The organism is Sphingomonas sp. HMP9, assembly GCF_013374115.1.
Taxonomy (GTDB): domain Bacteria; phylum Pseudomonadota; class Alphaproteobacteria; order Sphingomonadales; family Sphingomonadaceae; genus Sphingomonas.
On record NZ_AP022673.1, the window covers coordinates 804394 to 830504 of the forward strand.

At 65.1% G+C, this 26111-nt stretch carries 23 protein-coding genes and 1 pseudogene; 11 read left to right on the forward strand and 13 right to left on the reverse strand.

All coding sequences use genetic code 11. The features are described from left to right. The first annotated feature begins 45 nt into the window (after nucleotides 1-45). Together lipA and HMP09_RS03495 are read left to right on the forward strand one after the other, a co-directional pair. The gene (gene lipA, locus HMP09_RS03490; RefSeq protein WP_056415016.1) at nucleotides 46-972 is read left to right on the forward strand and encodes a lipoyl synthase; all 927 of its coding nucleotides are present in this window, start codon (nucleotides 46-48) and stop codon (nucleotides 970-972) included. Further along, entirely contained in the window at nucleotides 972-1445 is a 474-nt protein-coding gene (locus HMP09_RS03495) for a type II toxin-antitoxin system RatA family toxin (protein ID WP_055876000.1), read from the forward strand. Before lipA ends, HMP09_RS03495 begins: the two co-directional genes overlap by 1 nt. Here the strand turns inward: HMP09_RS03495 and HMP09_RS03500 are convergent. From HMP09_RS03500 to HMP09_RS03510, 3 genes are read right to left on the reverse strand one after another with little or no spacing between them, the layout of a single operon-like run. Next, entirely contained in the window at nucleotides 1391-1906 is a 516-nt protein-coding gene (locus tag HMP09_RS03500; protein WP_176499206.1) for a CinA family protein, read from the reverse strand. The two genes, HMP09_RS03495 and HMP09_RS03500, sit on opposite strands and share 55 nt — an antisense overlap. Continuing rightward, on the reverse strand, nucleotides 1906-2430 hold the full coding sequence (locus HMP09_RS03505) for a hypothetical protein (protein ID WP_232090624.1): 525 nt from the start codon (nucleotides 2428-2430) through the stop codon (nucleotides 1906-1908). The genes HMP09_RS03500 and HMP09_RS03505 overlap by 1 nt, the downstream gene beginning before the upstream one ends. Further along, the gene (locus HMP09_RS03510; RefSeq protein WP_176499207.1) at nucleotides 2427-3578 is read right to left on the reverse strand and encodes a bifunctional 2-C-methyl-D-erythritol 4-phosphate cytidylyltransferase/2-C-methyl-D-erythritol 2,4-cyclodiphosphate synthase; all 1152 of its coding nucleotides are present in this window, start codon (nucleotides 3576-3578) and stop codon (nucleotides 2427-2429) included. The genes HMP09_RS03505 and HMP09_RS03510 overlap by 4 nt, the downstream gene beginning before the upstream one ends. Before the next feature lie 91 nt (nucleotides 3579-3669). On the opposite strand from HMP09_RS03510, the gene dusB reads away from it, so the two are divergent. From dusB to hflX, 7 genes are all read left to right on the forward strand, one after another. Further along, nucleotides 3670-4668, forward strand: coding sequence for a tRNA dihydrouridine synthase DusB (gene dusB / locus HMP09_RS03515; RefSeq protein ID WP_176499208.1), 999 nt, complete (start codon nucleotides 3670-3672; stop codon nucleotides 4666-4668). Then, nucleotides 4655-5719, forward strand: a complete 1065-nt coding sequence (locus tag HMP09_RS03520) for a two-component system sensor histidine kinase NtrB (RefSeq protein WP_176499209.1) — start codon at nucleotides 4655-4657, stop codon at nucleotides 5717-5719. Before dusB ends, HMP09_RS03520 begins: the two co-directional genes overlap by 14 nt. Next, nucleotides 5716-7155: a nitrogen regulation protein NR(I) gene (ntrC, locus tag HMP09_RS03525; protein ID WP_176499210.1), complete on the forward strand. Its 1440-nt coding sequence runs from the start codon at nucleotides 5716-5718 to the stop codon at nucleotides 7153-7155. Before HMP09_RS03520 ends, ntrC begins: the two co-directional genes overlap by 4 nt. 53 nt (nucleotides 7156-7208) lie before the next feature. Continuing rightward, a complete protein-coding gene (locus tag HMP09_RS03530; protein WP_176499211.1) occupies nucleotides 7209-9452 on the forward strand; it encodes a sensor histidine kinase in 2244 nt (747 codons plus the stop codon). A 4-nt stretch (nucleotides 9453-9456) separates the two neighbouring features. Continuing rightward, nucleotides 9457-10833, forward strand: a complete 1377-nt coding sequence (gene ntrX / locus HMP09_RS03535) for a nitrogen assimilation response regulator NtrX (protein WP_176499212.1) — start codon at nucleotides 9457-9459, stop codon at nucleotides 10831-10833. A gap of 141 nt (nucleotides 10834-10974) precedes the next feature. Continuing rightward, nucleotides 10975-11487, forward strand: coding sequence for an RNA chaperone Hfq (gene hfq, locus HMP09_RS03540; protein ID WP_232090625.1), 513 nt, complete (start codon nucleotides 10975-10977; stop codon nucleotides 11485-11487). Beyond that, nucleotides 11484-12776: a GTPase HflX gene (gene hflX, locus HMP09_RS03545; RefSeq protein ID WP_176499213.1), complete on the forward strand. Its 1293-nt coding sequence runs from the start codon at nucleotides 11484-11486 to the stop codon at nucleotides 12774-12776. The genes hfq and hflX overlap by 4 nt, the downstream gene beginning before the upstream one ends. On the opposite strand, the gene mazG is transcribed toward hflX, so the two are convergent. The 9 genes from mazG to HMP09_RS03590 form a co-directional block, all read right to left on the reverse strand. Next, nucleotides 12757-13491 (reverse strand): nucleoside triphosphate pyrophosphohydrolase, encoded by a 735-nt coding sequence (gene mazG, locus HMP09_RS03550; RefSeq protein ID WP_176499214.1) that lies wholly within the window; start codon nucleotides 13489-13491, stop codon nucleotides 12757-12759. The genes hflX and mazG overlap by 20 nt on opposite strands. A gap of 68 nt (nucleotides 13492-13559) precedes the next feature. Then, nucleotides 13560-14135 (reverse strand): retropepsin-like aspartic protease family protein, encoded by a 576-nt coding sequence (locus HMP09_RS03555; protein WP_232090627.1) that lies wholly within the window; start codon nucleotides 14133-14135, stop codon nucleotides 13560-13562. Next, nucleotides 14132-14896, reverse strand: a complete 765-nt coding sequence (locus HMP09_RS03560; protein WP_176499215.1) for an MBL fold metallo-hydrolase — start codon at nucleotides 14894-14896, stop codon at nucleotides 14132-14134. Before HMP09_RS03560 ends, HMP09_RS03555 begins: the two co-directional genes overlap by 4 nt. Next, nucleotides 14893-15684 (reverse strand): TatD family hydrolase, encoded by a 792-nt coding sequence (locus HMP09_RS03565; RefSeq protein ID WP_176499216.1) that lies wholly within the window; start codon nucleotides 15682-15684, stop codon nucleotides 14893-14895. The genes HMP09_RS03560 and HMP09_RS03565 overlap by 4 nt, the downstream gene beginning before the upstream one ends. Beyond that, on the reverse strand, nucleotides 15684-17231 hold the full coding sequence (metG, locus tag HMP09_RS03570) for a methionine--tRNA ligase (RefSeq protein ID WP_176499217.1): 1548 nt from the start codon (nucleotides 17229-17231) through the stop codon (nucleotides 15684-15686). Before metG ends, HMP09_RS03565 begins: the two co-directional genes overlap by 1 nt. Before the next feature lie 50 nt (nucleotides 17232-17281). Continuing rightward, nucleotides 17282-18259: an AAA family ATPase gene (locus HMP09_RS03575; RefSeq protein ID WP_176499218.1), complete on the reverse strand. Its 978-nt coding sequence runs from the start codon at nucleotides 18257-18259 to the stop codon at nucleotides 17282-17284. 28 nt (nucleotides 18260-18287) lie between these two features. Next, nucleotides 18288-19451: a D-alanyl-D-alanine carboxypeptidase family protein gene (locus HMP09_RS03580; RefSeq protein ID WP_176499219.1), complete on the reverse strand. Its 1164-nt coding sequence runs from the start codon at nucleotides 19449-19451 to the stop codon at nucleotides 18288-18290. Between the two features lie 26 nt (nucleotides 19452-19477). Beyond that, nucleotides 19478-20212: a septal ring lytic transglycosylase RlpA family protein gene (locus tag HMP09_RS03585; protein ID WP_176499220.1), complete on the reverse strand. Its 735-nt coding sequence runs from the start codon at nucleotides 20210-20212 to the stop codon at nucleotides 19478-19480. Then, nucleotides 20196-21191: a lytic murein transglycosylase gene (locus tag HMP09_RS03590; RefSeq protein ID WP_232090629.1), complete on the reverse strand. Its 996-nt coding sequence runs from the start codon at nucleotides 21189-21191 to the stop codon at nucleotides 20196-20198. Before HMP09_RS03590 ends, HMP09_RS03585 begins: the two co-directional genes overlap by 17 nt. 257 nt (nucleotides 21192-21448) lie before the next feature. Between HMP09_RS03590 and HMP09_RS03595 the strand changes: the two are divergent. After that, nucleotides 21449-21787, forward strand: a pseudogene (locus HMP09_RS03595) (hypothetical protein). Nucleotides 21788-21874: 87 nt separating this feature from the next. Here the strand turns inward: HMP09_RS03595 and HMP09_RS03600 are convergent. Further along, nucleotides 21875-24550 carry a M1 family metallopeptidase gene (locus tag HMP09_RS03600; protein ID WP_176499221.1) on the reverse strand — a complete coding sequence of 892 codons (2676 nt, stop codon included), beginning with the start codon at nucleotides 24548-24550 and terminating at the stop codon, nucleotides 21875-21877. 234 nt (nucleotides 24551-24784) lie between these two features. On the opposite strand from HMP09_RS03600, the gene HMP09_RS03605 reads away from it, so the two are divergent. After that, nucleotides 24785-26095, forward strand: coding sequence for an N-succinylarginine dihydrolase (locus HMP09_RS03605; RefSeq protein ID WP_176499222.1), 1311 nt, complete (start codon nucleotides 24785-24787; stop codon nucleotides 26093-26095). Nucleotides 26096-26111: the final 16 nt, after the last annotated feature.

Genomic DNA, 26111 nt, shown 5'->3' on the forward strand with positions numbered 1-26111 from the left:
TCGGCTGCCATTGTCTCAAGAGCAGGGCGGGGCTATCTGGCGTCCATGAACGACATGACCCCGATGGCTGCGCCGGTTCGTGCGCGCAAGCCCGACTGGATCCGCGTCAAGGCGCCGACCTCCGCTGGCTTCGCAAAAACCCGCGAGCTGATGCGATCGAAAAGCCTCACCACGGTATGCGAAGAGGCGGCATGCCCGAACATCGGCGAATGCTGGTCGAAGAAGCATGCCACGGTGATGATCCTCGGCGATACCTGCACACGGGCGTGCGCGTTCTGCAACGTCAAGACGGGCATGCCGCGCGCGGTCGACCGGATGGAGCCGCAGAACGTCGCCGATGCGGCTGCGCAGATGGGGCTCAATCACATCGTCATTACGTCAGTCGATCGTGACGACCTTCCCGATGGCGGTGCGTCGCAGTTCGTGAAGGTCATCCAGGCGATCCGCGCGTCGAACCCGACCACGACGATCGAGATTCTGACGCCCGACTTCCGCAACAAGGCGCAGGCCGCGATCGAGTCGATCGTCGAGGCGCGTCCGGACGTCTACAACCACAACCTAGAGACGGTGCCGCGGCTCTATCCGACGATCCGCCCGGGCGCGCGCTATTACGCGTCGCTGCGGCTGCTGGAGAGTGTGAAGCGCCACGACCCGTCGATCTTCACCAAGTCGGGTGTGATGCTCGGGCTGGGCGAGGAGCGTCTGGAGATCCATCAGGTGATGGACGACATGCGCTGTGCCGACATCGATTTCCTGACGATGGGTCAGTATCTCCAGCCGACGCCGCGTCATGCGAAGGTCGCCGAGTTCGTGCCGCCCAAGGCGTTCGACGCCTATGCCTCGATCGCGCGCGCCAAGGGCTTCCTGCTGGTCGCGTCGTCGCCGTTGACGCGGTCGAGCTATCACGCCGGCGACGATTTCGAGCAGTTGCGTGCCAATCGTGATGCCAAGCTGGGCGTCGTGCGCATCTGATGCCCAAGCATTCGGAAACGCGTCACTTGCCGTACACGCCTGAGCAGATGTTCGACCTGGTGGCCGATGTCGGTCGCTACGCCGAATTCCTGCCTTGGGTCAGCGCGATGCGGGTGCGATCGAACAGCGAGACCGAGACGCTCGCGGACATGATCGTCGGCTTCAAGGGCCTGCGCGAGACGTTCACCTCGCGCGTCGAGAAGGTCCGGCCGAGCGAACTCACCGTCGATTATGTCGACGGTCCGCTCAAATATCTGCGCAACGAATGGCATTTCCGGCCCGAGCCGCAGGGCTGCGCGGTCGATTTCACCGTCGACTTTGCGTTCAAAAACCGGATGTTCGAGATGATCGCCGGGCAGGTCTTCGGTGCCGCACTGCGCAAGATGATCGGCGCGTTCGAGACGCGGGCGGCCGAGCTCTACGGCGCCGACGCGTCCGGCAGCAAAAGTTCGAGCGCCCACAACGCGGCCTGAAGTCGGATCCCGCCGCGCCCCAGATCGCCGAAGTCTTTCCGGTCGGCATGGACGTCGGACGGGTCGCTGCCCTTTTCCGCACGGCCGAACACGACCGTACCGACCGGCTTCTTCAGCGAGCCGCCACCCGGACCGGCGACGCCAGTGATCGCGACCGCAATGTCCGCGCCCGATTGCTTGAGTGCGGCTTGGGCCATGCTCCAGGCGACTGCGATCGACACCGCGCCGAACGTTTCCAGCACGTCCGAACTGATCTTGAGCACGCCGAGCTTGGCCGCGTTCGAATAGGTGACGAAGCCGACCTCGAACACGTCCGACGACCCGGGGATCTCGGTCAGCGCCGCAGCGACGAGGCCACCGGTGCAGCTCTCGGCGACCGCGACGCGGCGTCCGATGGCGCGATTTTCCTCGATCACCCGACGCGCCGCGTCGACGAGTTCGGCGGGAAGGATCGTATCCATCAGCGAGTCTCCACCGAGCACAGGGGCAACGACGCGACCGAGATAGCACCCCCACGCGTCTTTTGCGATTTGAGGTAGCGCAGCGTCTCGACGACGATCCCCGCGGTGTTGCGGGGCGGCAACGGTTCGAGCAGCGCGACGAGCCGGTCGATCGTCGCGCAATCGCGCAGCGCGATCCGCCCGACGATCTGCGGCACGAGCAACGTCGTCAGCAACGGGCGCGCGAAATCGGAGTCGAGCAGTGCATCGACCGCAGGATCGCTGAGCTTGACGATCGCCGCGCGGGCCGCCGGCCATGCCCGCTCGGCTTCTGTCTCGTACCGCCCGATGAGCGCGCTCGACTGCCGCCGAATCAGGCTGGCCGCCGGGAGCTGCGCCGCACAGACCCGCCCGGTCTCGCGGAGAATGTCGGGCATCGCGACCAAGGTCAGCGATTCGGCCTCCGCACCGGTGAGGCAACGCGGTTGCGCCACCGCCGGGCTTGCGAGCAAGGCGATCGTCGCAAGCGCGGCAACGATCTTCAAAACGGTGATCCCGGGACGCGGACGGTTGCGACGGCCTGTGCCGCGATGCCTTCACCGCGGCCCGTGAAGCCGAGACGTTCGGTCGTCGTCGCCTTGACGCTCACCCGATCGATCGAGAGCCCGAGCAGGTCCGCGATCCGCGCGGTCATCGCAGCGCGGTGCGGGCCGATCTTCGGCGCCTCGCACATTAATGTCAGGTCGACGAAATCGATCCGGCCATGTTTGTCGGCGATGAGCTTCGCGGCGTGCTGGAGGAACTGCGCGGAGTCGGCGCCCTTCCACTGCGGGTCGCTCGGCGGGAAATGCGTGCCGATATCCCCCGCCGCGATCGTACCCAGCAGCGCGTCGGTCAGCGCATGAAGCGCGACGTCCGCATCGCTATGCCCAGAAAGGCCCTTGTCGTGCGGGATCAGCACGCCGCCGAGCCACAACTCCTCCCCAGCTTCGAGCCGGTGAACGTCGAAGCCCATCGCGGTGCGGGTCTCGTATGCGACACGCGCTTCCGCGGCGGCGAAATCTTCGGGGTGGGTGACTTTCTCGAGCATCGCCGAGCCCTGCACCAACGCGACGCCGACGCCAAGCCGTCGCACCATCTGCGCGTCGTCGGTCGCCTCTTCGTCCGCCGGCCAGATGGCATGCGCAGCCCGCAGCGCCTCCACGGCGAACGCCTGCGGAGTCTGCACCCGGTTGAGGTCGCCACGCGGCACGATATTGCCGAGCAGGACACTGCCGCGGGCGAGCGTATCGGTCACTGGCAGCACAGGAATGGCCGCGTCCCTGGTCTTCAAGGCGTCGACAAGCGAATCGATGACCACGGCGGAAAGAAAGGGACGCGCCGCATCGTGGATCAGCACATGTGTTGCCGCGCCGACCGCTGCGAGCCCGTTCGCAACCGACTCGCGCCGCGTCGCACCGCCGACGACGATCGTCGCATCGCCCCCAAGCGCAACGACCGCAATGTCCTGCTGCCCGTCGGCCACCACGACGATCGTCTCGGCAATCGCCGGATGCGCGGCGAACGCGTCATACGAATAGGCGATCATCGGTCGCCCGCCGATGCGCGCATATTGCTTGGGAACCGCGCCCCCGGCGCGCACGCCGGTTCCGGCGGCGACGATGATCGCGACGATACGCTGTCCATGGGCCATCCCCGCGCCCTAGCGGTTCGTCCCGACGCTCGCCAGTCTTGCGGCACACCGCAGGACAGGGTAGGGGGATGCCTCTTTTTCAGGCACATCCATGCGTAACTTGACCCCCATCCAGATCGGTCCCGTCCGGATCGAAAGCCCCGTCGTGCTCGCGCCGATGACCGGCGTCACCGATATGCCGTTCCGCACTTTGGTGCGACGCTATGGCTCCGGCCTCAACGTCACCGAGATGGTGGCGAGCCAGGCCGCGATCCGCGAGACGCGCCAGTCGCTGCAGAAGGCGGCGTGGGACCGGCTCGAGGAACCGGTGTCGATGCAGCTGATCGGCTGCACGCCGTACGAGATGGGCGAGGCGGCCAAGCTCAGCCAGGATCGCGGCGCGGCGATCATCGACATCAACATGGGCTGCCCGGTGCGCAAGGTCGTCAACGGCGATGCGGGCTCGGCGCTGATGCGCGACACAAAGCTCGCCAGTGCGATCATCGAAGCGACGGTCAAGGCCGTCGACGTCCCCGTGACGCTGAAGATGCGGATGGGCTGGTGCCACGACAGTCTCAACGCGCCCGATCTCGCGCGGATCGCCGAGGACCTCGGCATCAAGCTGATCACCGTCCACGGCCGCACGCGCAACCAGATGTACAAGGGCAGCGCGGACTGGGGCTTCGTCCGCAAGGTCAAGGACGCGGTGAGCGTGCCGGTGATCGTCAACGGCGACATCTGCACGATCGAGGATGCCGAAGCGGCCATGGACCAGTCCGGCGCCGACGGCCTGATGATCGGTCGCGGCAGCTATGGCCGTCCCTGGGTGCTCGGCCAGGTGATGGAATGGTTCGCCACCGGCCGCCGCATCGAAGACCCGTCGATCACCGAACAATATGACGCGATAGCAGGCCATTACGAGGCGATGCTCGAGCATTACGGGATCGAGACCGGCGTCAACATGGCGCGCAAGCATATCGGCTGGTACACCAAGGGACTGCCGGGTTCGGCCGAGTTCCGCAACAAGGTGAACCAGGTTCCCGACCCCAAGCAGGTCAAGGCGATGCTGGCCGAGTTCTACGCTCCCTGGCGCGAACTTGCAGCGGCGTGACACCAGCTTACGCGGACGGCCGGGCTTCGCCGACCTGTTCGCGGCCTTGCCGGTCGCGGTCGTCGTCGTCGATCCCGATCACCGCGTCGCGCATGCCAACGCGCTCGCCGAACAATTGCTGAACCTGTCCGAGCGGCTGATGATCGGTCAACCGCTCGACGCGATCATCCCGCCGCCCGACGATCCGCGCAACCGCGATGGCCACGGCCTGGCTGTCTACGACACCGAGATAGCGACCGCGCGTGGCGTGAAGATTCGCGTCGATTTCGCCGAGACGCAGATCGCCGACTATCCCGGCTGGCGCGCGATCACGCTGCATTCCGCCGCGACTTCACGGCGGCTCGGCCATTCCGCAGACCGCGCTGCCGGCGCTAGGGCTGCGGTCGGCGCCGCGGCGATGCTCGCCCATGAGATCAAGAACCCGCTGTCGGGCATCCGCGGTGCGGCCCAACTGCTCGGTGCAGGCGAACTCACCACGCTGATCGTGACCGAGGTCGACCGCATCGCCGCGCTGATCGACCGGATGCAGGATTTCAGCGACACGCGGCCCTTGCCGCTCGCCAGCGAGAACATCTACCCGCTGCTGGGTCATGCCCGTCGGCTCGCGCTGGCCGGGTTCGCACGCGGCATCGTGATCGAGGAACGCTTCGATCCGTCGCTCCCGCCCGCACAGATCAACCGCGACGCACTGCTTCAGATCGTCATAAACCTCCTCAAGAACGCCCGCGAAGCGGTTAGAGACGAACGCGAACCACGCATCGTGATGACGACCGCCTACCGCCACGGCATCACCGTCAGTTCGGCGCCGGGCAAACCGCGCCTGCCACTGCCGATCGAGATTTGCGTGTTCGACAACGGCCCGGGCGCGCCCGCCGATATCGCCGACCATCTGTTCGATCCGTTCGTGTCCGGCCGTCGCGAAGGGCAGGGGCTCGGCCTCGCGCTCGTCGACAAGCTGACGCGCGACATGGGCGGCATTGTCCAATACGCCCGCGAAGGGAATCCCGAGATGACCGTCCTCCGCTTGCTGCTTCCCAGAGCGGCATCATGAGCACTGTCCTGGTCGTTGACGACGACGCCGCAATCCGGACCGTCGTCGGACAGGCGCTCCGCCGGGCGGGACATGACGTCACGGTCGCCGACAGTTTGGCGCAACTCGAACGCGCGCTGACCGCGTCGCTGCCCGACGTCCTCATCACCGATGTCATCCTCCCCGACGGCGACGGCATCGACCACGTCCGCAGCGTCGCCGCGCGCTTTCCGTTGCTCCCGATCATCGTCCTCTCGGCCCAGAACACGCTGACCACCGCGGTCCGCGCCGCAGAAGTCGGCGCCTATGAATACCTCCCCAAGCCGTTCGACCTCGATGTGCTGACTCGCGCCGTCGCGGGCGCGCTGGCCCGCGGCGGGATGGCCAGCGAGGACGCGCTGCACGACGCGGATCGCGCACTCCCGCTGATCGGTCGGTCTGCCGCGATGCAGGACGTCTATCGGATCATCGCCCGCGTCGTGTCGAACGACCTGACAATACTGATCTCGGGCGAATCAGGCACCGGCAAGGAACTCGTCGCGCGCGCGATCCACGATCTCGGGCCCCGCAATGCGGCGCCGTTCGTGGCGATCAACATGGCGGCTATCCCGCGCGAACTAATCGAAGCCGAACTCTTCGGGCACGAGCGTGGCGCGTTCACTGGCGCGGCGACGCGCAATGCCGGTCGGTTCGAACAGGCGTCGGGCGGGACGCTGTTTCTGGACGAGATCGGCGACATGCCGATGGAGGCACAGACCCGCCTGCTCCGCGTGCTACAATCAGGCGAGTTCACCAGCATCGGCGGTGCGCGGACGATCCGCGTCGACGTCCGCATCGTTGCCGCCACCAACCGCGATCTCAACGCGCAGGTTGCCGCGGGGCACTTTCGCGAAGATCTTTTCTACCGCCTGAACGTCGTGCCCATCCTGCTGCCGGCGTTGCGCGAGCGACGACAGGATATCGCCTTGCTCGCGCGTCACTTCCTGGACCACGCCGCGGCACAGGGTCTTCCAAGGCGCCAACTCGCAAGCGATGCACTGACTGCCCTCGGCGCGCACGACTGGCCCGGCAATGTCCGCGAGCTCGAGAACCTCATGCGCCGGCTGGCGGTGCTCTCGCGCGACGAGGTGATCGCGGCCGACGCGATCCGCGCGATGATCGGAACATCAGCGACCGCCGATCAAGCCGCCGATGTCGACATCGCCCATGCAGTGCGTGCGCTGATCGAGCGGATCGCCCGTGACGATCCCGCGGCACTCGATGACGGAAGCTTGTACGACCGCGTGATCGGCGAGGTGGAACGTCCGCTGATCGAGGCGATGCTGGCGCGGCATGGTCAAAATCAGCTGCGGGCCGCGCGGGCGATGGGGATAAATCGCAACACACTGCGCAAGCGGCTCGATACGCTCGGCATCACGGTTGCCGACATGCGTACGAATGATCCGGATCAGCGATGAAATCGCGCATTATGTGGTTTCAAGGCAACGATTGACGTTGTACCGAAGCAACGATGATCGCTTCCGCGACGCTACCGATGGATGAAGACGGGCCTCTGCACCGGTTTGCGGTGACGCCTGCGATCGAGGCGCTGGTCCTCGCGGTGGCGATTGCGATCGGCGTCGCGAGCTACTTCATCATCACGGGCACTGACGCACCGCAGCGCCTGATCCCGCCGCCGCTGGTGGCGCTGCTGCTCATCGCCAATCTCGTGCCCGGGATCGCGTTGCTGATGCTGCTCGGCCGCCGCGTGGCGATGCGCCGGGCCGCACGGTCACCCGTAGGCGGCGGTGGACGCCTCCACGTCCGCCTTGTCGCGCTGTTCTCGATCGTCGCGGCGCTGCCGATGCTGCTGGTGACGATTTTCGCCTCGCTGCTGTTTCAGTACGGCGTTCAGTTCTGGTATTCCGATCAGGCACGCGGGATGCTCGAGAACGCAACCGGGCTCGCCCAGTCGTCCTATGGGCGCCAGCTCAACCGATGGCAGGAAGCCACGGTCACGATGGCAAGCGACATGTCGGCGTATCTGCGCGAACGCTCGCTGCAGAGCCCCGACTTCTCCGGTTGGTTCCTCCAACAGGTCTATTATCGCAGTCTTTCGGAAGCGGCGTTGTTCAAGGTGTCTCCACAGCAAGGCATCCAGACGCTGGCGATCGTCAACCCCTACGAGATCGACTTTACGCGTCGCGTCACGCCCGCGGCGATCGCTGAGCTTCGATCGGGCAAGAGCGCGGTTCTCGCAGTAACCGGCGATCGTATCCAGACGATCACGCTGCTGCCGGGATCGGACGAGCTGTTCCTCTACGCTGGCCGCGTCGAGGATACGAAATCTTTGTCCGAGCAGACGACGCGCGCAAACGAAGTGCTGAAGAGTTATCGGTCGCTGCTTGCCCGTTCGCGCAGCCTGCAATTGCGGTTCAACGCGGCGCTGTTGCTGATATCGCTGCTGATCGTCGGGGTCGCCGTGTGGATAGCTCTGGCGGTAGCGGATCGCCTCGTGCGGCCGGTCGGCGAGCTGGTCGACGCCGCCCGCCGGGTCGCCGCGGGCGATCTGACCGCGCGCGTGCCCGACCCGCGCAGTCGTGACGAGGTCGGTACGCTGGCCAATGCCTTCAACCAGATGACGGTGCGCCTCGAAGAACAGAACACCGAACTCGTCACCGCCAACGGCCAGCTCGAAAGCCGCCGCGCGCTGATCGAGGCGGTGATGGCGGGTGTGTCGGCCGGCGTCATCGCTACCGGTCGTGATCGTACGATCACGATCACCAATGCATCCGCGACGGGGTTGCTGGGAACGGGGGCCGGCAGCGTCAATCTCGTCGGGCGCAAGCTCGGCGATGTCGCGCCGGAACTCGACGCGATGCTCGACAGCGGCGACAGGGAGGCGATCGTCGAGGTCGGGCAGGGGGGCGAGATGCGCACGCTCGCCGTCCGGATCGCGCGACCCGCGACCGGACCGATCCTGACCTTCGACGACATTACGCAACAATTGCTCGATCAGCGCCGCGCCGCGTGGTCCGATGTCGCCCGCCGCATCGCGCACGAGATCAAGAACCCGTTGACGCCGATCCAGCTGGCAGCCGAACGGCTGCAGCGTCGGTATGGTGGCAAGATCGAGGCGCAGGACGGCACGTTCTCGCGGTTGACCGACACGATCATTCGCCAGGTTGGCGATCTTCGCCGCATGGTCGATGAATTCTCGTCGTTCGCGCGCATGCCCAAGCCAGTGTTCCGCGAGGAATCTCTGGTCGATGCCGCACGCCAGGCATTGTTCCTGCACGAGGTCGCGCATCCGGCGATTAGCTTCCAACTGGTGCAGGACGATCCCGGCCTCGCGCTGGTTTGCGATCGGCGGCAGATCGGCCAGGCGCTGACGAACATTGTCAAGAACGCGGTCGAAGCGATTGAAACACGGGGCGAACCCGGCGGTTCTGTGACGATGACGTTGACCAGCGATGCGAACACGGTCGGCATCGCGGTCGCCGACACCGGCATTGGCCTGCCGGCGGAACGCGACCGAATTGTCGAGCCCTATGTGACGACCCGTGCACGTGGCACGGGGCTCGGCCTTGCCATCGTCAAGAAGATCATCGAGGAACATTGCGGCACGATCGGCTTTTCCGATCGGCCGGGGGGCGGTACACTCGTCACCATGATCTTCGACGCCAAGGCGCTGGCCGCGCTCGACCAAGGGGCTCCCGCATCCGAGTTGGCTGGGGAGGGCCGACTCGACACTATGACCCGCAACCGGACATGATTTAATGGCGCTCGATATTCTCGTCGTGGACGACGAACGTGACATTCGCGAACTCGTGGCCGGCGTCCTGGAGGACGAAGGCTATGAGACCCGCGACGCTGGCGACAGTGATTCTGCCTTGGAAGCGATTGCCGCACGGCGTCCCTCGCTGGTGCTGCTCGACGTCTGGCTGCAAGGCTCGCGTCTCGACGGGCTGGAACTGCTCGACGAGATCAAGCGTCGCGATCCGTCGATCCCTGTGCTGGTGATTTCGGGCCACGGTAATCTGGATACGGCCGTCGCGGCGATCCGCCGCGGCGCGTCCGACTTCATCGAAAAGCCGTTCGAGGCCGAGCGGTTGTTGCTGATGGTCGCACGCGCGACCGAGACCGAACGCCTCCGTCGCGAAGTGGCCACGCTGCGCGCGAGTGTCGGTCGTGAAACCGACCTGACCGGCAGCTCCGGCTCGATCAACGGCGTTCGCGCGACGCTGAAGCGGGTAGCGGCAACCGGCAGCCGCGTGCTGATCATGGGCGGGGCAGGAGTCGGCAAGGAAGTCGCCGCGCGCCTGCTGCACGGTTGGAGCCTGCGGACCGACGCGCCGTTTATCGTCGTTAGCGCTGCGCGGATGACGCCCGAGCGGATGGACGAGGAACTGTTTGGCGTCGAGGAAGCGGGCGATCTCGTCCGTCCGGGCCTGTTCGAGCAGGCGCATGGTGGCACGCTGTTTCTCGACGAGATCGCCGACATGCCGATCGCGACGCAAGCGCGGATTCTCCGTGCCCTGACCGACCAGAGCTTTACGCGCGTTGGCGGTACGCGTGTCGTCAAGGTCGACGTCCGTGTCGTCTCGGCAACCGCCCGCGATCTGGTCATTGAAATAGCGGAAGGCCGTTTCCGCGAAGACCTGTATTACCGGCTCAACGTCGTACCGGTAATGATCCCGCCGCTGTCCGATCGTCGCGAGGACATCCCCGCACTAGTCCAGCATTTCATTGCGCATTACGCATCCGAACGCCGCGTGCCGACGCCGGAAATCGCGCCGGATGCGATGGTTGCGCTGCAGTCCTACGACTGGCCCGGAAATGTCCGCCAACTTCGCAATGTCGTCGAGCGTACGATCATCCTTGCACCGGGAGACCGGATCGGTCGCATCGATCTCGATCTGTTGCCCGCCGAGGTCCTGGGTGATCAAGGCGATATCGGATCGGCCGGATCGACCGCGATCATGGGGTCGCCTCTTCGTGAAGCGCGCGAGACGTTCGAGCGCGAATATCTGCGGGTTCAGATCCGGCGCTTTTCCGGCAACATCTCGCGCACCGCAAGCTTCATCGGCATGGAGCGTTCGGCGCTGCATCGGAAGTTGAAGCTGCTTGGCATCACCGAAACGCGCGAGGAATAGACGCCGCATTTTCGCCGCCCTCTGGATATAATAGGGCGGCGATCATAGATCAGTATCCGTGCCCGGGATCCGGGTGCATCTCCGACGCCGGGAAACGGCGCCTCGCGGGCAAAGTCCCGCCAAAAACAAAGGGTTATCCCATTGGCCGATAAACCAGGCTCGCTTCAGGATCTGTTCCTGAACGCACTCCGGCGCTCCAAGACGCCGGTCACCATGTTTCTTGTCAAAGGCGTTAAGCTGCAAGGTATCGTTACGTGGTTTGATAATTTTTCGGTTCTTCTCCGTCGTGATGGGCAGTCGCAACTGATCTACAAGCATGCCATCTCGACGATCATGCCTGCTGGACCCATGGACGTGTCGGCGATCGTCGATGCCGTTGGAGAGAACCAGAAGAAGCATCCGTTGTTGCAGGAGATATTCCTCAACGCCGTGCGCAAATCCGAAGACAGCGTGACGATGTTCCTGATAAACGGCGTGATGCTGCAAGGCCAGATCGCAGGCTTCGACCTGTTCTGTATGCTGCTTCAGCGTGAGGGTATGGCGCAGCTCGTCTACAAGCACGCTGTATCGACGATTCAGCCTGCGCGCCCGCTGAACCTGGCGGAAGAGCCAACTGATACGGATGACGCCGATGATTCGGACGGTGACGATTGAGTAGCGGGTTCGAACGCGATCGGGACGAGTTCGCCCGGGGCACACGCGCGATCGTCGTTCTCCCCGATCAGGGGGACGCGACGCGTGATGTCGATGCTCGACTGGAAGAAACTGCGGGGCTCGCTGCTGCGATTGGTGTGAAGGTCGTCGAGCGGATTGCGTATCGTGTTCGTCAAGCCAAGCCGGCGACGTTGATCGGGAGCGGGCAGGTTGAACTGCTCGCGACCCAGGTACGGATGGAAGAGGCGGGGCTCGTCGTCTTCGATGCGAGCCTGACGCCGATCCAGCAGCGCAATCTTGAAAAAGCACTTGAAGTGAAGGTCATCGATCGCACCGGACTGATCCTCGAGATCTTCGGCGAGCGTGCAGCGACGGCCGAGGGCCGTTTGCAAGTCGAACTCGCGCACCTCGATTACCAGGGTGGCCGACTCGTCCGGAGCTGGACCCATCTCGAACGCCAGCGCGGCGGCTTCGGCTTTCTCGGTGGTCCGGGTGAAACGCAGATCGAGGCGGATCGTCGGCTAATCCGCGATCGGATGGCGCGCTTGAAGCGTGAACTCGAGCAGGTTAGCCGAACGCGTGGGCTCCACCGTGAACGACGTCAGCGCGCACCCTGGCCCGTGATCGCGTTGGTCGGCTATACCAATGCCGGAAAGTCGACGCTGTTCAATCGGCTGACTGGTGCCGACGTCATGGCGGAAGATCTCCTCTTCGCGACGCTTGATCCGACGTTGCGGCAGATGCAGCTACCGGGCGTCGACAAGGCGATCCTCTCGGATACGGTCGGCTTCGTTTCGGATCTTCCAACCCAGCTGGTTGCGGCGTTCAAGGCCACGCTGGAAGAAGTCGTATCTGCCGACCTGCTCGTTCACATCCGCGATATCGCGCACCCCGATACCGAGGCGCAGCGCGCGGATGTAGAAACTGTGCTAGCCGAGATCGGTGTCGACGAGAATACTCCGAGGTTCGAGGTATGGAACAAGCTCGACTTGCTCGATGCAGATACGCACGACGAGATTGCCGGGCAGGCGGCGCATCGCGACGATGTCGTTGCGATCTCGGCGCTTAGCGGGGAAGGGGTGCAGCATCTCGTCGAGCAGGTGGCGGCGAAGCTGACCAACGCGCATCGGCGGTACAGCATCGCCATCGAGGCCAGCGACGGTGCGGGCGCTGCGTGGCTTCATGCGCACGGCGAGGTGCTCGGTAGCGTCAACGATGAACTCGAGACCACGTACGACGTTCGGCTATCCGAGACCGATTATGACCGGTTCATCCGCCGCGACGCTTGATGGTGGCCCATAATTCTTCCTTCTGATCGAGCGTCGAGCCAGCGAACGCCGCGCCGCCTTCGACCTCGATCGCTCGGAAGCGCGCCTCGAACTTTGCATTGCCTGCCCTGAGTGCGGCCTCAGGGTCAACGCCGAGATGCCGTGCCCAGTTCGTCACGGCAAACAATAGGTCGCCGACTTCCTCCGCTACTGTATCCGAACCAGCCTTGCGAACCTCCTCGATTTCCTCAAAAACCTTCGCTAGTGGACCCGTCGCATCAGGCCAGTCGAACCCTACGCGCGCCGCGCGCTTCTGCAGCTTCTCTGCACGAGCTAGCGCCGGCAGGCCACTTGCCACGCCAGCCAGCGCACTGCCATCGGCGCGGTCTGAACGCTCTGAGGCCTTGATCGTTTCCCAACCCGGCGACGTCCTGGCATCGCCGAATATATGGGGGTGCCGGCGTTCCATCTTGTCACTGATCGCGGTGACGACATCGGCCAGATCGAATGCGCCGGACTCCTCGGCGATCCGACTGTGGAACACTACCTGAAGCAGCAGGTCGCCAAGTTCGTCCTTGATGTCCGCATGGTGGTCACGCGCTATTGCGTCGGCAACCTCATACGCTTCCTCGATCGTATAAGGAGCGATCGAGGACCACGTCTGTGCTCGATCCCATTCGCAACCCTCCACCGGATCCCGCAATCGCGCCATGATGGAAGTCAGTCGTTCAATCATGAGAGATATCCGAAGTTAGCTAAATTTTGATTACTGAAATGAGATCGATAACATACATTATGTAAAATCTAAGCATGGATTGGGGTAAGTATGGGGGTGTTTTTCTCAACCCGCCACGACCCGAGTTTAGACAGAAAGTTCATGCCGATCACATCGGTATCGTCGAATGAAGGCGACGTGACGATACCCAGATCGGTCGTGGTGATCGTTCCGATCGTGACGCGCCTAACCGTCCCAGTGCGTGCCGAGACGTGGCCGTTGGCGGTCGCTATGATCACCGGGAACGGACTTTCTTCGCTGTCCAGCCCGGCCGCCTTCGCAGTGGCCGCCGACAGCGCGGTCGTGGTCGCTCCGCTATCGATCAGCATTCGCCGTCGTACGCCGTTCATATCGACATCGGCCCAGAAATGCCCGTCCTCGGCCATGCGGATCCGCGTTGCAGTCCCACTGATCTGCTGGTCGGCAAACAGCGTTTCCAGGCCCGACAACCGGTCCCGTTGGCTCGCGAACAGTAACCCCACCGCGAAAATCGCTACCCAAGCCAGCGCTTTCGTCAGCGGCAACCGACGCGCGACAAGTGCCGATAGCGGCAGGATCAGCATGATCGCGTACAGCGCGAATTGGGCGGCGAGGTCGAGTGTCACGCCGTCAGCACCATCCCGTCATAGCCCGGCTCGACACCTGCGGGCAGTTCGTGGCGCAATGTGGCGTAGTCCATTGTAGTGTCCATATGGATCAGTGCGGTTTGCGTGGGTTTCAGGCGTTCGACCCACTCCAGCACGGCGGGCAAGGCCATGTGCGTGGGATGCGGGCGGCGGCGCAATGCGTCGACGACCCAGATGTCGAGATCCTCATACAGGATGGCCATATCGTCGGTCATCACGTTGAAGTCCGTCGCATATCCGATCGAGACACCGTCCGCCTCGAACCGCAGGCCGGCGGCGTGGATGCTGCCGTGCGGCTGGTCCGTGACGCGGATGTCGATCCCGCCGATCGTCAGTCGATCGGGCAAGACCTCGGCGGCGATCGTCGGTGGATAGCCGGGGCGACCGTGAAAGGCATAGGTGAAGCGCGCGTCGAGTGCCGCCAATGTGAACGGCCGTGCATAGCCGCGGACCGGCGTGCCGGTCGCGTGAAAGAGTTGCCGCAGGTCGTCGATGCCGTGGCAGTGATCGGCATGGTCGTGCGTCCAGATCACCGCATCGACCTGGTCGATATCGGCGGCCAGCAGCTGCTCGCGCATGTCCGGACTCGTGTCGACCAGAATCCGCGTGCCGTCATGCTCGACCAGCGCGGAGGCACGCGTACGGCGGTTGCGGGGCTCGGCCGGGTCGCACTCGCCCCAGTCGTTGCCGATCCTCGGCACGCCGGAGGACGTGCCGGAGCCGAGGATCGTGATCTTCATGCGTCCGCCCCGTGCACCCGTGTCTTACCGAACAGCGTGTGGAAGTTCTCGGCGGTACGACGCGATAATTCCTCGACTTTTTCGCCGCGCAGGTCGGCCAGGAACTGCGCGGTGTCGGCGACGAAGCCAGGCTCGCCGGTCTTGCCCCGATGCGGTACCGGCGCGAGAAACGGCGCGTCGGTCTCGATCAGCAGCCGCTCGATCGGCAACCGCGCGGCGGTCTCCTGCAGGTCACGCGCGTTCTTGAACGTGACGATCCCCGATATCGAAATGTAGAGGCCCATGTCCAAGGCCTTGTCGGCGAAAGCACCGCTCGCGGTGAAGCAGTGGATGACGCCGGGATACGCCCCCTTCCCCATCTCGTCCGCCATGATCGCTGCGGTATCGTCCTCGGCATCGCGCGTATGAACGACGATGGGCAGCCCGGTCTCGCGCGACGCCGCGATGTGCGCGCGAAAGCTGGCCTGCTGGCGGGCGCGATCCGAGGTGTCGCGAAAATAGTCGAGGCCGCTCTCGCCCAGGCCAACCACGCGCGGATGCCGCGCGCGCTCGATGAGCTTGGCGGCATCGACGTCGGGATACACGTCCGCCTCGTTCGGGTGGATGCCGATCGTCGCCCAGACGTCAGGCTCGCGCTCGGCGGTCGCGACGATATCGTCCCATTCGCTCTCGCGCGTGGAGATATTGAGCATCGCGGTCACGCCGCGCGCCCGCGCGCGGGCAAGCACCGCCTGCTGGTCCTCGACAAGACCCTTGTAGTTCAGATGGCAATGGCTGTCGGCGAGCATCAGGCCCCCGCAGGCAGTTCGAGACGTGGGAACACCGGCGCGGGCGGTGCGATCAGGACGCCGGAAGCAGCGATGCGGTCGTACCAGCCATCGTCGTCGATCGCGGCATGATCACGCTCGGTCGCGCCGATCTGGTCGAGCACCTTCCCCGCGGACTCGGGCACGACCGGCAGGATGGTGATGGCGAGCATCCGGATCGCGCGGACCAGCGTGCGCAACACGGCGTTCATCCGCTCGGGATCGGTCTTGCGCAAGGCCCAGGGAGCCTGCGCGTCGATATACTGGTTGCACGCGAACACACCGCGCATCCACGCCTCGATCCCTTGCGACAGCGCGAGATCGGTGAAGCCTGACTTAAAGCCGGCACAGGCGATGATGACCTCCTCGATCAGCATGCCATCGGCATCCTGGACCGTACCAACCGTGGGAAACTCACCGCCCAAGTTCTTGGCGATGAAAGACAAAGTCCGCTGTGCAAGGTTGCCGAAGCTGTTGGCCAGCTCGGCATTGACGCGCGTCACGATCGCCTCGGGCGAGTAGCTTCCGTCCTGACCGAAACTCACGTCGCGCAGGAAGAAATAGCGTAGCGCATCGACGCCGAATGCATCCGCCAGCGCCATTGGATCGACGACGTTGCCGACCGACTTCGACATCTTCTCGCCGCGGGTGAGCAGGAAGCCGTGGCCAAACACGCTCTTCGGCAAAGGAATACCCGCCGAGAGCAGGAATGCCGGCCAATAGACCGCGTGGAACCGGACGATGTCCTTGCCGATTAGATGGATATCGGCCGGCCAGTATTTGGCCTTGTCGCCGCTCATGTTGGGATAGCCGATCCCGGTCAGGTAGTTGGTAAGCGCATCGACCCACACATACATGACGTGCCCAGGGCTGCCGGGTACGGGCACGCCCCAGTCGAAGCTGGTCCGCGAAACCGACAGATCCTTCAAGCCACCCTCGACGAAGCGCATCACCTCGTTGCGCCGGCTCTCGGGCCGGATGAAATCGGGATTGGCGGCGAAGAGATCGAGCAAAGGCTGCTGATATTTCGAGAGGCGGAAGAACCAGGTCTCCTCGGCGGTCCATTCGACCGGCGTGCCCTGCGGCGAGCGGCGATCGTCGCCCTCCCCGGTCAGTTCGGATTCGTCGTAAAACGCCTCGTCGCGGACCGAATACCAGCCCTCGTAGCGATCGAGATACAGGTCGCCCGCGTCCGCCATCGCCTGCCAGATCGCCGCGCTCGCTGCGTAGTGATCCTCATCGACGGTACGAATGAACCGGTCATACGAGATGCCCAGACGGTCTGCCATCTCGTGGAAATACGACGACATTTCGTTGGCAAGGTCACGCACTGGGATATCGCGTTCGCGCGCGGCCTGGACCATCTTGAGACCATGCTCGTCGGTGCCCGTCTGGAACAGCACGTCGCGCCCGGCCTGACGCTGGAAGCGCGCGATCGCGTCGGCGGCAATCATCTCATAGGCGTGGCCGATATGCGGACGCCCGTTGGGATAGTGGATTGCGGTGGTGATATAGAAAGGATCGGCCATGCCGCGCTCCTAGAGCATCGTCCCTAACAGGTGAAGCCTGTGCAGCCCGATCAATGGCGTAATGTCGCGACGATCCCCGCCATCTCGAACACCGTCGCCTGTGCGTCGAGCGACAGGCCGATGGCCGCCGCCGCAAGCTCGCGTGCCGCGGCATGTGCGTCGAGTGCGGCACGGAGCGCCGGCCCGGACCGGGTTCGTGCGGCATCGGCAACGAAGGCAGGCGCACGGTCGAGGAACGCCTCGTACCGCGGTTGTGCCGCCTTGAGCCCCAGCGCCTTGGCCAGTTTCAACCGGCGCCCGTTATCCCGGTCGCCATCCTGCGCGATCGCGGCGATGGCGTCGTCGATCGCGGCGATGTCGAGCCCGGCATAGCGAAGCGCGCGGCCGGGCGCGCCATCGCTCGCCCGAACCAGCGCGGCAACCTCGCCTTCGTCGGCATCGGGTTGCAAGGTCCGGATCGCGGTCGCGACCTCGCCGTCGGTGAGCGCCTCGAACCGCAGCAACCGACAGCGCGAGCGGATCGTCGGCAGCAATCGGCCCGGCGCATGGCTGACGAGCAGGAAGATCGTTCCCGCCGGCGGTTCCTCGAGGTTCTTGAGCAGCGCATTCGCCCCGCCCCGCTCCAGATCGTCGATCGCATCGATCACGACCACGCGCCTCGGGCTCATCGACGGCGTGGTCGCGAATAGCGGTTGCAGCGTCCGCACCTGCGCGATCGTAATGCTGCGCGCGAGATCCTGGTCGGGCTTGTCGAGGTCCTTCGGCAACCGCGCGAGCACGCGGAAGTCGGGGTGCGACCCGGCCTCCATCAGCGACCGCGTCCTGTTTCCCGGCGGAACCTCGAACCCGGCCGATCCGCCGTCGGGCTCGGCCGCATCCGCCAGCATCCGCATGGCCGCGGCCCGCGCGAAGCTGGCCTTGCCAACGCCCTGCGGCCCGGCGATCAGCCACGCGTGGTGCAACGATCCCCCGCGCATCGCCGCCATGAAGGCAGCCTGCGCGGCGGTGTTGCCGATGATCGGCGTCATGCGCGAAACGTCGTCGGCGCCGGGGTCATCAGCCGAAGAAGCCGGTCAGTCCTGCCCATGCACGACCGAAGAAGCCAGCGACCGCGACGTCCTTCTCGGCGACCAGCGGCATAGTCTGCTGGAGACCGTCGGACGTGGTGACGACGAGATCGGCGATATGCTGGCCAGCCTTGATCGGTGCCTTGATCGGACCGTCATAGACCACCTTGGCGGTCATGGTCGGCGAGGTCCCCGCGGGCAGCGTCACGGTCAATGCCTTGGGCGCGACGAGCCCGACCGACGAAGCATCGCCCATCTGGACCGCGGCGGTTTCGATCTTCTTGCCCTTCGCGACGATCGGCTTCGACTGCCATGCGCGGAAGCCCCATTCCATGAAGCGCACGGATTCTTCCGCGCGCTGGCCCGAACTGGTCAGGCCGGCGACGACCATCACCAGGCGACGGCCATTCTGGACCGCGGACCCGGTGAAGCCATAGCCGGCTTCCTCGGTATGCCCGGTCTTTAGGCCATCCGCACCAGCGACGCGCCCGAGGATAGGATCGCGGTTCGCCTGGGTGATGGCGCTGCCGCCCATCGTCTTGCCCCAGGTGAAGTCGCGCTTCGAATAGAACTGCTTGTACAGATCGGGATAGTTCGTGATCGTCGCGGCGGCGAGCTTGGCGAGGTCATGTGCCGTGACATAGGTCACGCCGTTGTCGGGCCAGCCGTTGGCGGTGCCGAAATGGCTGTCCTTGAGGCCGAGTTCGGCCGCCTTGCGGTTCATCCGCTCGGTGAACGCCTGCTCTGACCCCGAAATCCCCTCGGCGAGCACGATGCACGCGTCGTTGCCCGACAGCGTGACGATGCCGTACAGCAGGTTGGCGACGCTGACGTTCTCACCCGACGACAGGAACATCGTCGAACCCGCGGACGGACCATGCCATTTTGCCCAGGTCTCGGGGCGGACGGGCATCATCTGGTCGAGCTTCAGCTCGCCCTTCCTGACCATGTCGAACGCGACATAGACGGTCATCATCTTGGCGAGCGAGGCCGGCGGCATGCGACGATCCGCATCGCGCGCGAACAGGACCGCACCCGATGACAGATCCTCCATATAGGCGATCGGCGCAGCGGTCTGGAATTGGGGCGCTGCGGCAATGGACGGATGCGCCAACGCGAGGGCGACGAGCGGTGCGACGATCAGCTTCTTCATGGGGTATTCCGTGAGCAAAAGGGAACTCAATCCGTAGGCAGGACTTGTGCATCGCCATAGCCGCGCTCGGCGACCGCGTCACGCGCGCGTTGCAGGCTGGCGGCATCTTTGAACGGGCCGATGCGAACCCGGTACAGGCCCCCGCCTTCGACCACATCGGCATCGAGGCGTCGCGCCAATGCGGTCGCGCGGCCCGCGTTCGAGAAGGTTGCGACCTGCAAGACATATCGTCGTCCAGCTACCAACACGGGAAGTGGCTTGCGGGCGGGAAGCATGTCCAGGCTCGCCGCCTGAGTGAAAATTGGATTGCGCTCGCTGGCGGCTTTGCCGGCGCGTAGCAACGATGCGTCGTGTGCCGTCGGGACGATCGCGCGGATACGGACGGCTGCGACCTGGCGCCGGTCCGTCCCGAGCACATGCGCCGCGGCGCGCGAGAGGTCGATCATACGGTCGCGACGCCCTGGCCCGCGGTCGTTGATCCGGACCAGGATCGAACGGCCGGTCGCCACCGACGTCACCTCGACGAACGAGCCAAGTGGCAAGGTGCGATGCGCGGCGGTCATGGCGTCAGGATCGAACGCCTCACCCGATGCGGTGCGGTTTCCCGACAATTCCTCGCCATACCAGCTGGCTAGCCCGGTATCCTTATAACTGCCATAAAGGCCGCCGCCCGCCGGGAGTGGTGCGCCCACGCTTTCGCGCGCATTGCTGCATCCCGCCAGCGCGAGCGCCAGGCACAGCGTCCTAGCGCTCGACCGCATCGGCCAGCAAACCAACCGAGAGCGCGTAGAAGTTCGAGCAGTTATAATCGAGAATGACGCGGTAATTGCTGGTCAGCAGATAAGCGGTAGCCCCCTGCCCGTCCGGCTCGAGCAACGTTGCCATCACGCTGTCGGCGGGCAGGCTTCGGCCTTGCGGCGTCACGCCAAGCGCGCGCCATTCGGCGATCGTCCGCCAGCCGCTGTGGCGCTCGAACACGCGGGGACAACGCGGCGACACCAGCCGGTTGCGGACCTGCGACCGATCGAGCCCGGCGGGCACGTTGACCGCGACGCCCCAGGGCTGGCCCGGGCGCCAGCCGGCGTCGGTGAAGTAATTGCCGATCGATGCGAGCGTGTCGGCCGGACTGTTCCAGATGTCGGCACGGCCGTCGCCGTCGCCGTCGCGCGCCAGGCGCAGATAGATAGACGGCAGGAATTGCGGATTGCCCGTCGCTCCTGCCCAGCTGCCCTTCAACTGCTCGCGCGTCACGCCGCGGTCGAGCATCTTCAGTCCGGCGATGAACTCGCCTGCGAACAGCGACCTGCGCCGCCCCTCATAAGCGAGGCTGGCGAGCGAGCGGAGGAGATCGAAATTGCCGGTATAGCTGCCGTAATTCGTCTCATGCCCCCAGATCGCGACCATGACTGATTCGGGAACGCCGGTCTGCTGCTCGATGCGCTGCAGACGGGAGCGCTGCGCAAGATACGTCTGACGCCCGCGCGCGATCCGCGCCGCATCAACGTGCTGGGCCTTGTAGGGCGCGAACGCGGGGATGGCGCTCGGGTTGGTCGAACCGGGTTGAGCACGGTCCAACTCGATCACCCGCGTGTTGAGCGTGAGCGTGGGGAACACCGCGTCCGCCGTGCGCGCACTGACGCCGTCCGCAAGCGCCTGCTGACGCAGTACGCTCATGTACGATTGAAACCCTGCGTCGTCCTGCGCCGCCGCTGGTGCGCTACCGCACAGCAGGGCGATCATGCCGAATACGCCGTTGCGCAGCCAAGCTGCTCGTGATGCCCCACCCATGACGAGGATGTGCCACAGACGCCCGCCAACCGGAACCTCGCATCGTCGCATCAAGGGCACGCACAGCCGCGCGAACTGCGTTTACGATGGCGTATTCGCCGCCGCCGTTGAAGCTGGCGAACTCCGTGGTCGCCTAGGGCGACGATTTCGGCAAAGGGAGGCGATCAATCCTATCGCGTAAGGCGGTACAGCAGGGACCCGGTAGCCATATGGCGCGAAAGCATTCGAAACACGGTTTCACCGACGACCTACGCCACGAAGACGAGACCCCGGCAGAGACGCTGGCGTGCTGGCTCTGCGGTCGGCCGACCGGCAAGATCGTCGTCTGGCATCACCCCGTTCCAAAAAGCCGTGGCGGGCGGGACGTCGTACCGATGCACCCGATCTGCTAGCAGACGCTGACGGCCAACTTCACCAACTCCGAATTGCAGCGTCATGGCATGGATGCGGAGGGTCTGCTCGCGCACCCCGCCGTGCGCAAATTCGTCGACTGGGTCGCGAACAAGGAGCCGGATTTCACCGCCACCACGACCAAGAAACAGCGGTGACGCGCACATGGCCGGCACCGACCCTGGTCGCGTGGACGCACGCCGCGGCGAATGTCGTCGAACCGACATGCCGCGGCGTGCACAGGCTTATCTGACCGCGAGCGCCGCCGCGATTTCCGCGGACTTGGCCTGCCGCAGAACGCCGCAGTGCCGTATGACCTCCAGCGTGCGTTCGTATCCCAGCACGCCGACATCGGCCTTGCGGATCAGCGCGCCGACCTTCGCATCGATCCGGTCGGCCCGATCGGCCCCGCACTGCGTGGCCAGCGCCTGCGGGAGGCGGCTCGTCAGGAAGATGCCGTTACCGCCAGCAAGAAGCTTGTCGTAATTGGCCAGGATCCAGTCGGTACCGAGGTCGCGGGTGTCGGGATTGCCGACGACGCCGAAGATCAGGCCGATCCTGTCGTAGCTGCGCATCCGCGAATCATCGAGTCCGAGCAGATATGCGGCCGCATCGGCATGGCCGCTGGACGCCGCCGCGCCGATCGCCGTCTGGCGGAAGGTCGGGTCCTCGCTCGCCAGCGCCTTGTCGATCAGCGACTTTACTGCCGGCAAGCCGCCCTCCTGCGCCACCACGGTCAGCGCGCTGCCGAGGAAGCCGGTATCCAGCGCACCCGTGTTGCCAGCGAGGTATTTCTCGCCGGCGGTCTTGAGCGTGGTGCGCACGGCGGCGTCGCCGGCCTCGTCCGAGACCAGTTCGACGAGGTCGTGGCGCAGGCTCTGCCGGTCGGGATCGTCCTTCGCATAGGCACCGGCGGCGGGATCGAACCCCAGCGCGGCGAGCCGCGGCGTGTAGATCGACGCCAGCACCGCACGATATCCGGGCAGCGACGCCGCAGAGATGAGACCGCGTGCGCGCAACCCCGTGATCCGCCGCCCGCCGTCCATGCTGGCGGTCGCGTCCGGGTTCGCCGCAACCGCACGCGCTTGCGTGAACAGCCAAGCCGCCGGCGCCTTGCCCGCACGGAACGCCGCCCACAGGCTGTCGGTGGTGGCGAGCGCCTCACCCGGCGACAACGTCCCCGACGCCGCGATCAGCGACTGCCAGTCGGCGGGCGCGAGATTGAAGCGATAATAGCCCGCGCCGCCGACATTGGGCATGATCACGCCCGAACCCGGCGCGGCAAGCGAGGTCGCCGGCTTATCGAGCAGAGCGCACTGCTTCGCCGCACCGACTCGCACGCAGAACGGGATGGTCCAGCTGAGCGGCGGCGGGGTCGAGCCCAGAAAGGCGTAGCGTGACTGGGTCGCGACGACACCGCCGCCCTGTCGGCGAACGTCAACGACCGGGACTCCCTGCTGATCGACGAACGACTTGAGCGCGTCGAGGACGCGCGGGTCCTTTGCCGCATCGGAGATCGATTCGAAGAATTGCTCCGACGTCGCATTGCCGTACGCATGACGCTTAAGATGAAGCCGGACGCCTGCCTTGAACTTCTCGTCGCCGAGATAGGCGGCGATCATCGCCACGACCTGTCCGCCCTTGCCGTAGGTGATGTTGTCGAACGCGGAATCGATCTGGCCGTTTTCAGTGATCGGCTGGTGGATCGGGCGCCCGACCTCCAGCGCATCGGTATTCATCGTGCCGAAGCCCTCGGCTAGCGCGCCGACACCGATCTTGAGTTCCGGGCGCCATTCGTTGCCGATGCGATAGCCCATCCAGTTGGCGAAGCTTTCGTTGAGCCAGATGTCGTCCCACCAGGCCGGGGTGACCAGATCACCGAACCATTGGTGCGACAGCTCGTGCGCGACGATCATCCCGAACGACTGCTTGTCGCGGGTCGTTGCGCCCGGCGCCAGGAAGATGATGCCGTCGCCGTACGTGTCGGCGCCGGCATTCTCCATCGCGCCGGCCATGATCGGCGTGCCGATCTGGTCCAGCTTGGGGAATGGAAACGGCTCTCCGAAATAGTTCTCGAGCAACGAGACGATGCGGGGCGTCTCCGCCATCACATAGCCCATCTTGTCCTTCTGCGCCGCGGTCGCGGCCGCGCCATAGGGCATCGGCGCGGGCCGTTCGGGCGTCGGGCGGATCAGTCCGGTCTGGTGGACGAACGGTCCGGTGTCGAGCGCGACGAGGTAGGTCGGCAGTGGCTTGGTGGGCGCGAACTGGTGCTTCTCCATCCCGCCGGCGACCTTGGTGACCGAGACCTGCGGCGCGTTGCTGATCGCGACCAGACCCGGATGCGTCGTCACGGACACGGTGAAGGGCGTCTTGAAGCCGGGTTCGTCGAAGCTCGGGAAGGCGGCCCGGGCGTCGATGCTCTCGAACTGCGTCCAGCTATACCACGCTTCGCCGACCTTGACGTGGAACAGCCCCGACGCGCTATCGCCGAGGCTGCCGGTATAATCGAACGTCAGCGTCGCTGCGCCAGCGGGCAACGCCTGCGCGAAGTCCAGTCGCGCGGTACCGGTCTGATCGACCTGCGTGAACACCGCCGGCGTCGCCTTCCCCCCGACCAGCGCGACAGCCTTGGTGATCTTGAGGTCGCGACCGTGGAAGTAGAGCGATTTCGTCGATGCCTTCAGCATCACGTCGATCTCATTATGCCCCGCAAAGCTGTCCTTCTCGGGCAGGATCGTGAAATCGAGACGATACGCCTTGGGTATCGCCGCATCGGAAAGCCTGCCCTTCGGCGCGTTCGCGTCGGCAGTCACCGCCGCCTTGGTCGGCGCCTCGGGTGCGGGTGCGGGTGCAGTGCCCGCCTGCGCGGTCGTCGACAGCAACAGGGCGGTAAAACCGACGAAATATGAGGCGCGCATCTAAATTCCTGCAATGGTGTAGTAGTAGCGTAACTCAGCTGTGAGAGGCGAGCAAGCCCCCGTACCACCCGATCAAAACTATCGTTGCAAGCCCGTCGACGCGCGCGAGCCGGCGGACAAACCGATCTACATATCCGGCCATACTCACAAGGCGGTTTCGGGCCTTTTACGCCCTCGCCTATTCCGGCTATCCGTTCCGCATCAGGCAGTTCCATCGTAATGGATCGCCGAGTGATGGGACGAAGGAGTGACGTCGTGATCGAGATAAATTTCGATGGGATCGTCGGTCCTACCCATAATTACGCCGGGCTCTCGGTCGGCAATCGCGCATCCGCCGCCAACGCCGGCGCGGTATCGGCGCCTCGCGTCGCCGCGCTTCAGGGCATTGCGAAGATGCGGCGGATGATGGCGTTGGGGCTCAGGCAAGGCGTGTTCCTTCCGCATGACCGCCCGAATACAGGCTGGCTGCGCGCGCTGGGCTTCGTCGGCAGCGAGCAGGAAGCGCTCGCCTCGGCATGGATGGCCGACCCTGCGCTGGTGGCCAACGCGATGTCGGCTTCGGCGATGTGGACCGCGAATGCAGGCACCGTTTCGCCCGCATCGGATACGTCCGACGGACTGTGCCATATCTCGGTGGCGAACCTGTCGACGATGCCGCACCGCGCCAGCGAGGCGGCGCAGACCGAGCGCCAGCTTCGTCTTGCCTTCGCCGACCCGCGGTACTTCCGCGTCCATGGTCCGCTGCCCTCCGCGTTCGGTGATGAGGGGGCGGCGAACTTCATGCGGGTCGTGCCTGCCAATGGCGGTGCCGCCGTCGAGATCTTCGTCCACGGCGACGGCCATGCGGGCGGTTTTCCCTCGCGCCAGCATCGCACCGCAAGCGAAGCCGTTGCCAGGCGGCATGGAACCGATCCGTCGCGGACGCTGATGGTGCGGCAAAGCGACGCGGCGATCGCGGCGGGCGCGTTTCACAACGATGTGGTGGCCGTGGCGAACGGCCATGTGCTGTTCGCGCACGCACAGGCGTTCGCTGATCCTGCCGCGCTGTACGATGCCGTCACGGCACGTGTTCCCGGTGCGGCGATCGTCGAAGTCCCCGCGGATCGCATCAGCCTGGACACCGCGATCCGGACCTATCTGTTCAATTCGCAACTCGTCACAATGCCGGACGGCGGAATGACTCTCGTCCTGCCTGCAGAAGCGGGCGAGAATGCGGACGTGTGGGCGTGGTTGTCGGATCTGATGGCGACCAACGGTCCGATCACACGTCTGGAGGTCGTCGACGTTCGCGAGTCGATGCGCAATGGCGGCGGTCCCGCATGCCTCAGGTTTCGCGTTCAGGTCGATGCCGATGCCTGTGCGGCAATCGATCCTCGGTTCCTGCTCGATGACGCGGCTTGCGACCGGATCGAGGCCGTCATTGCACGCGAATGGCCCGAAGCGATTGCGCCCGGCGATCTCGGAAATCCGGATCTCTGGGCGCAATGCAAGCATGCACGGACGTCGCTGACGGCCGCGCTGGGATTCGGACCCGACGAGATTTAACGGGTCGGGGGCGTCC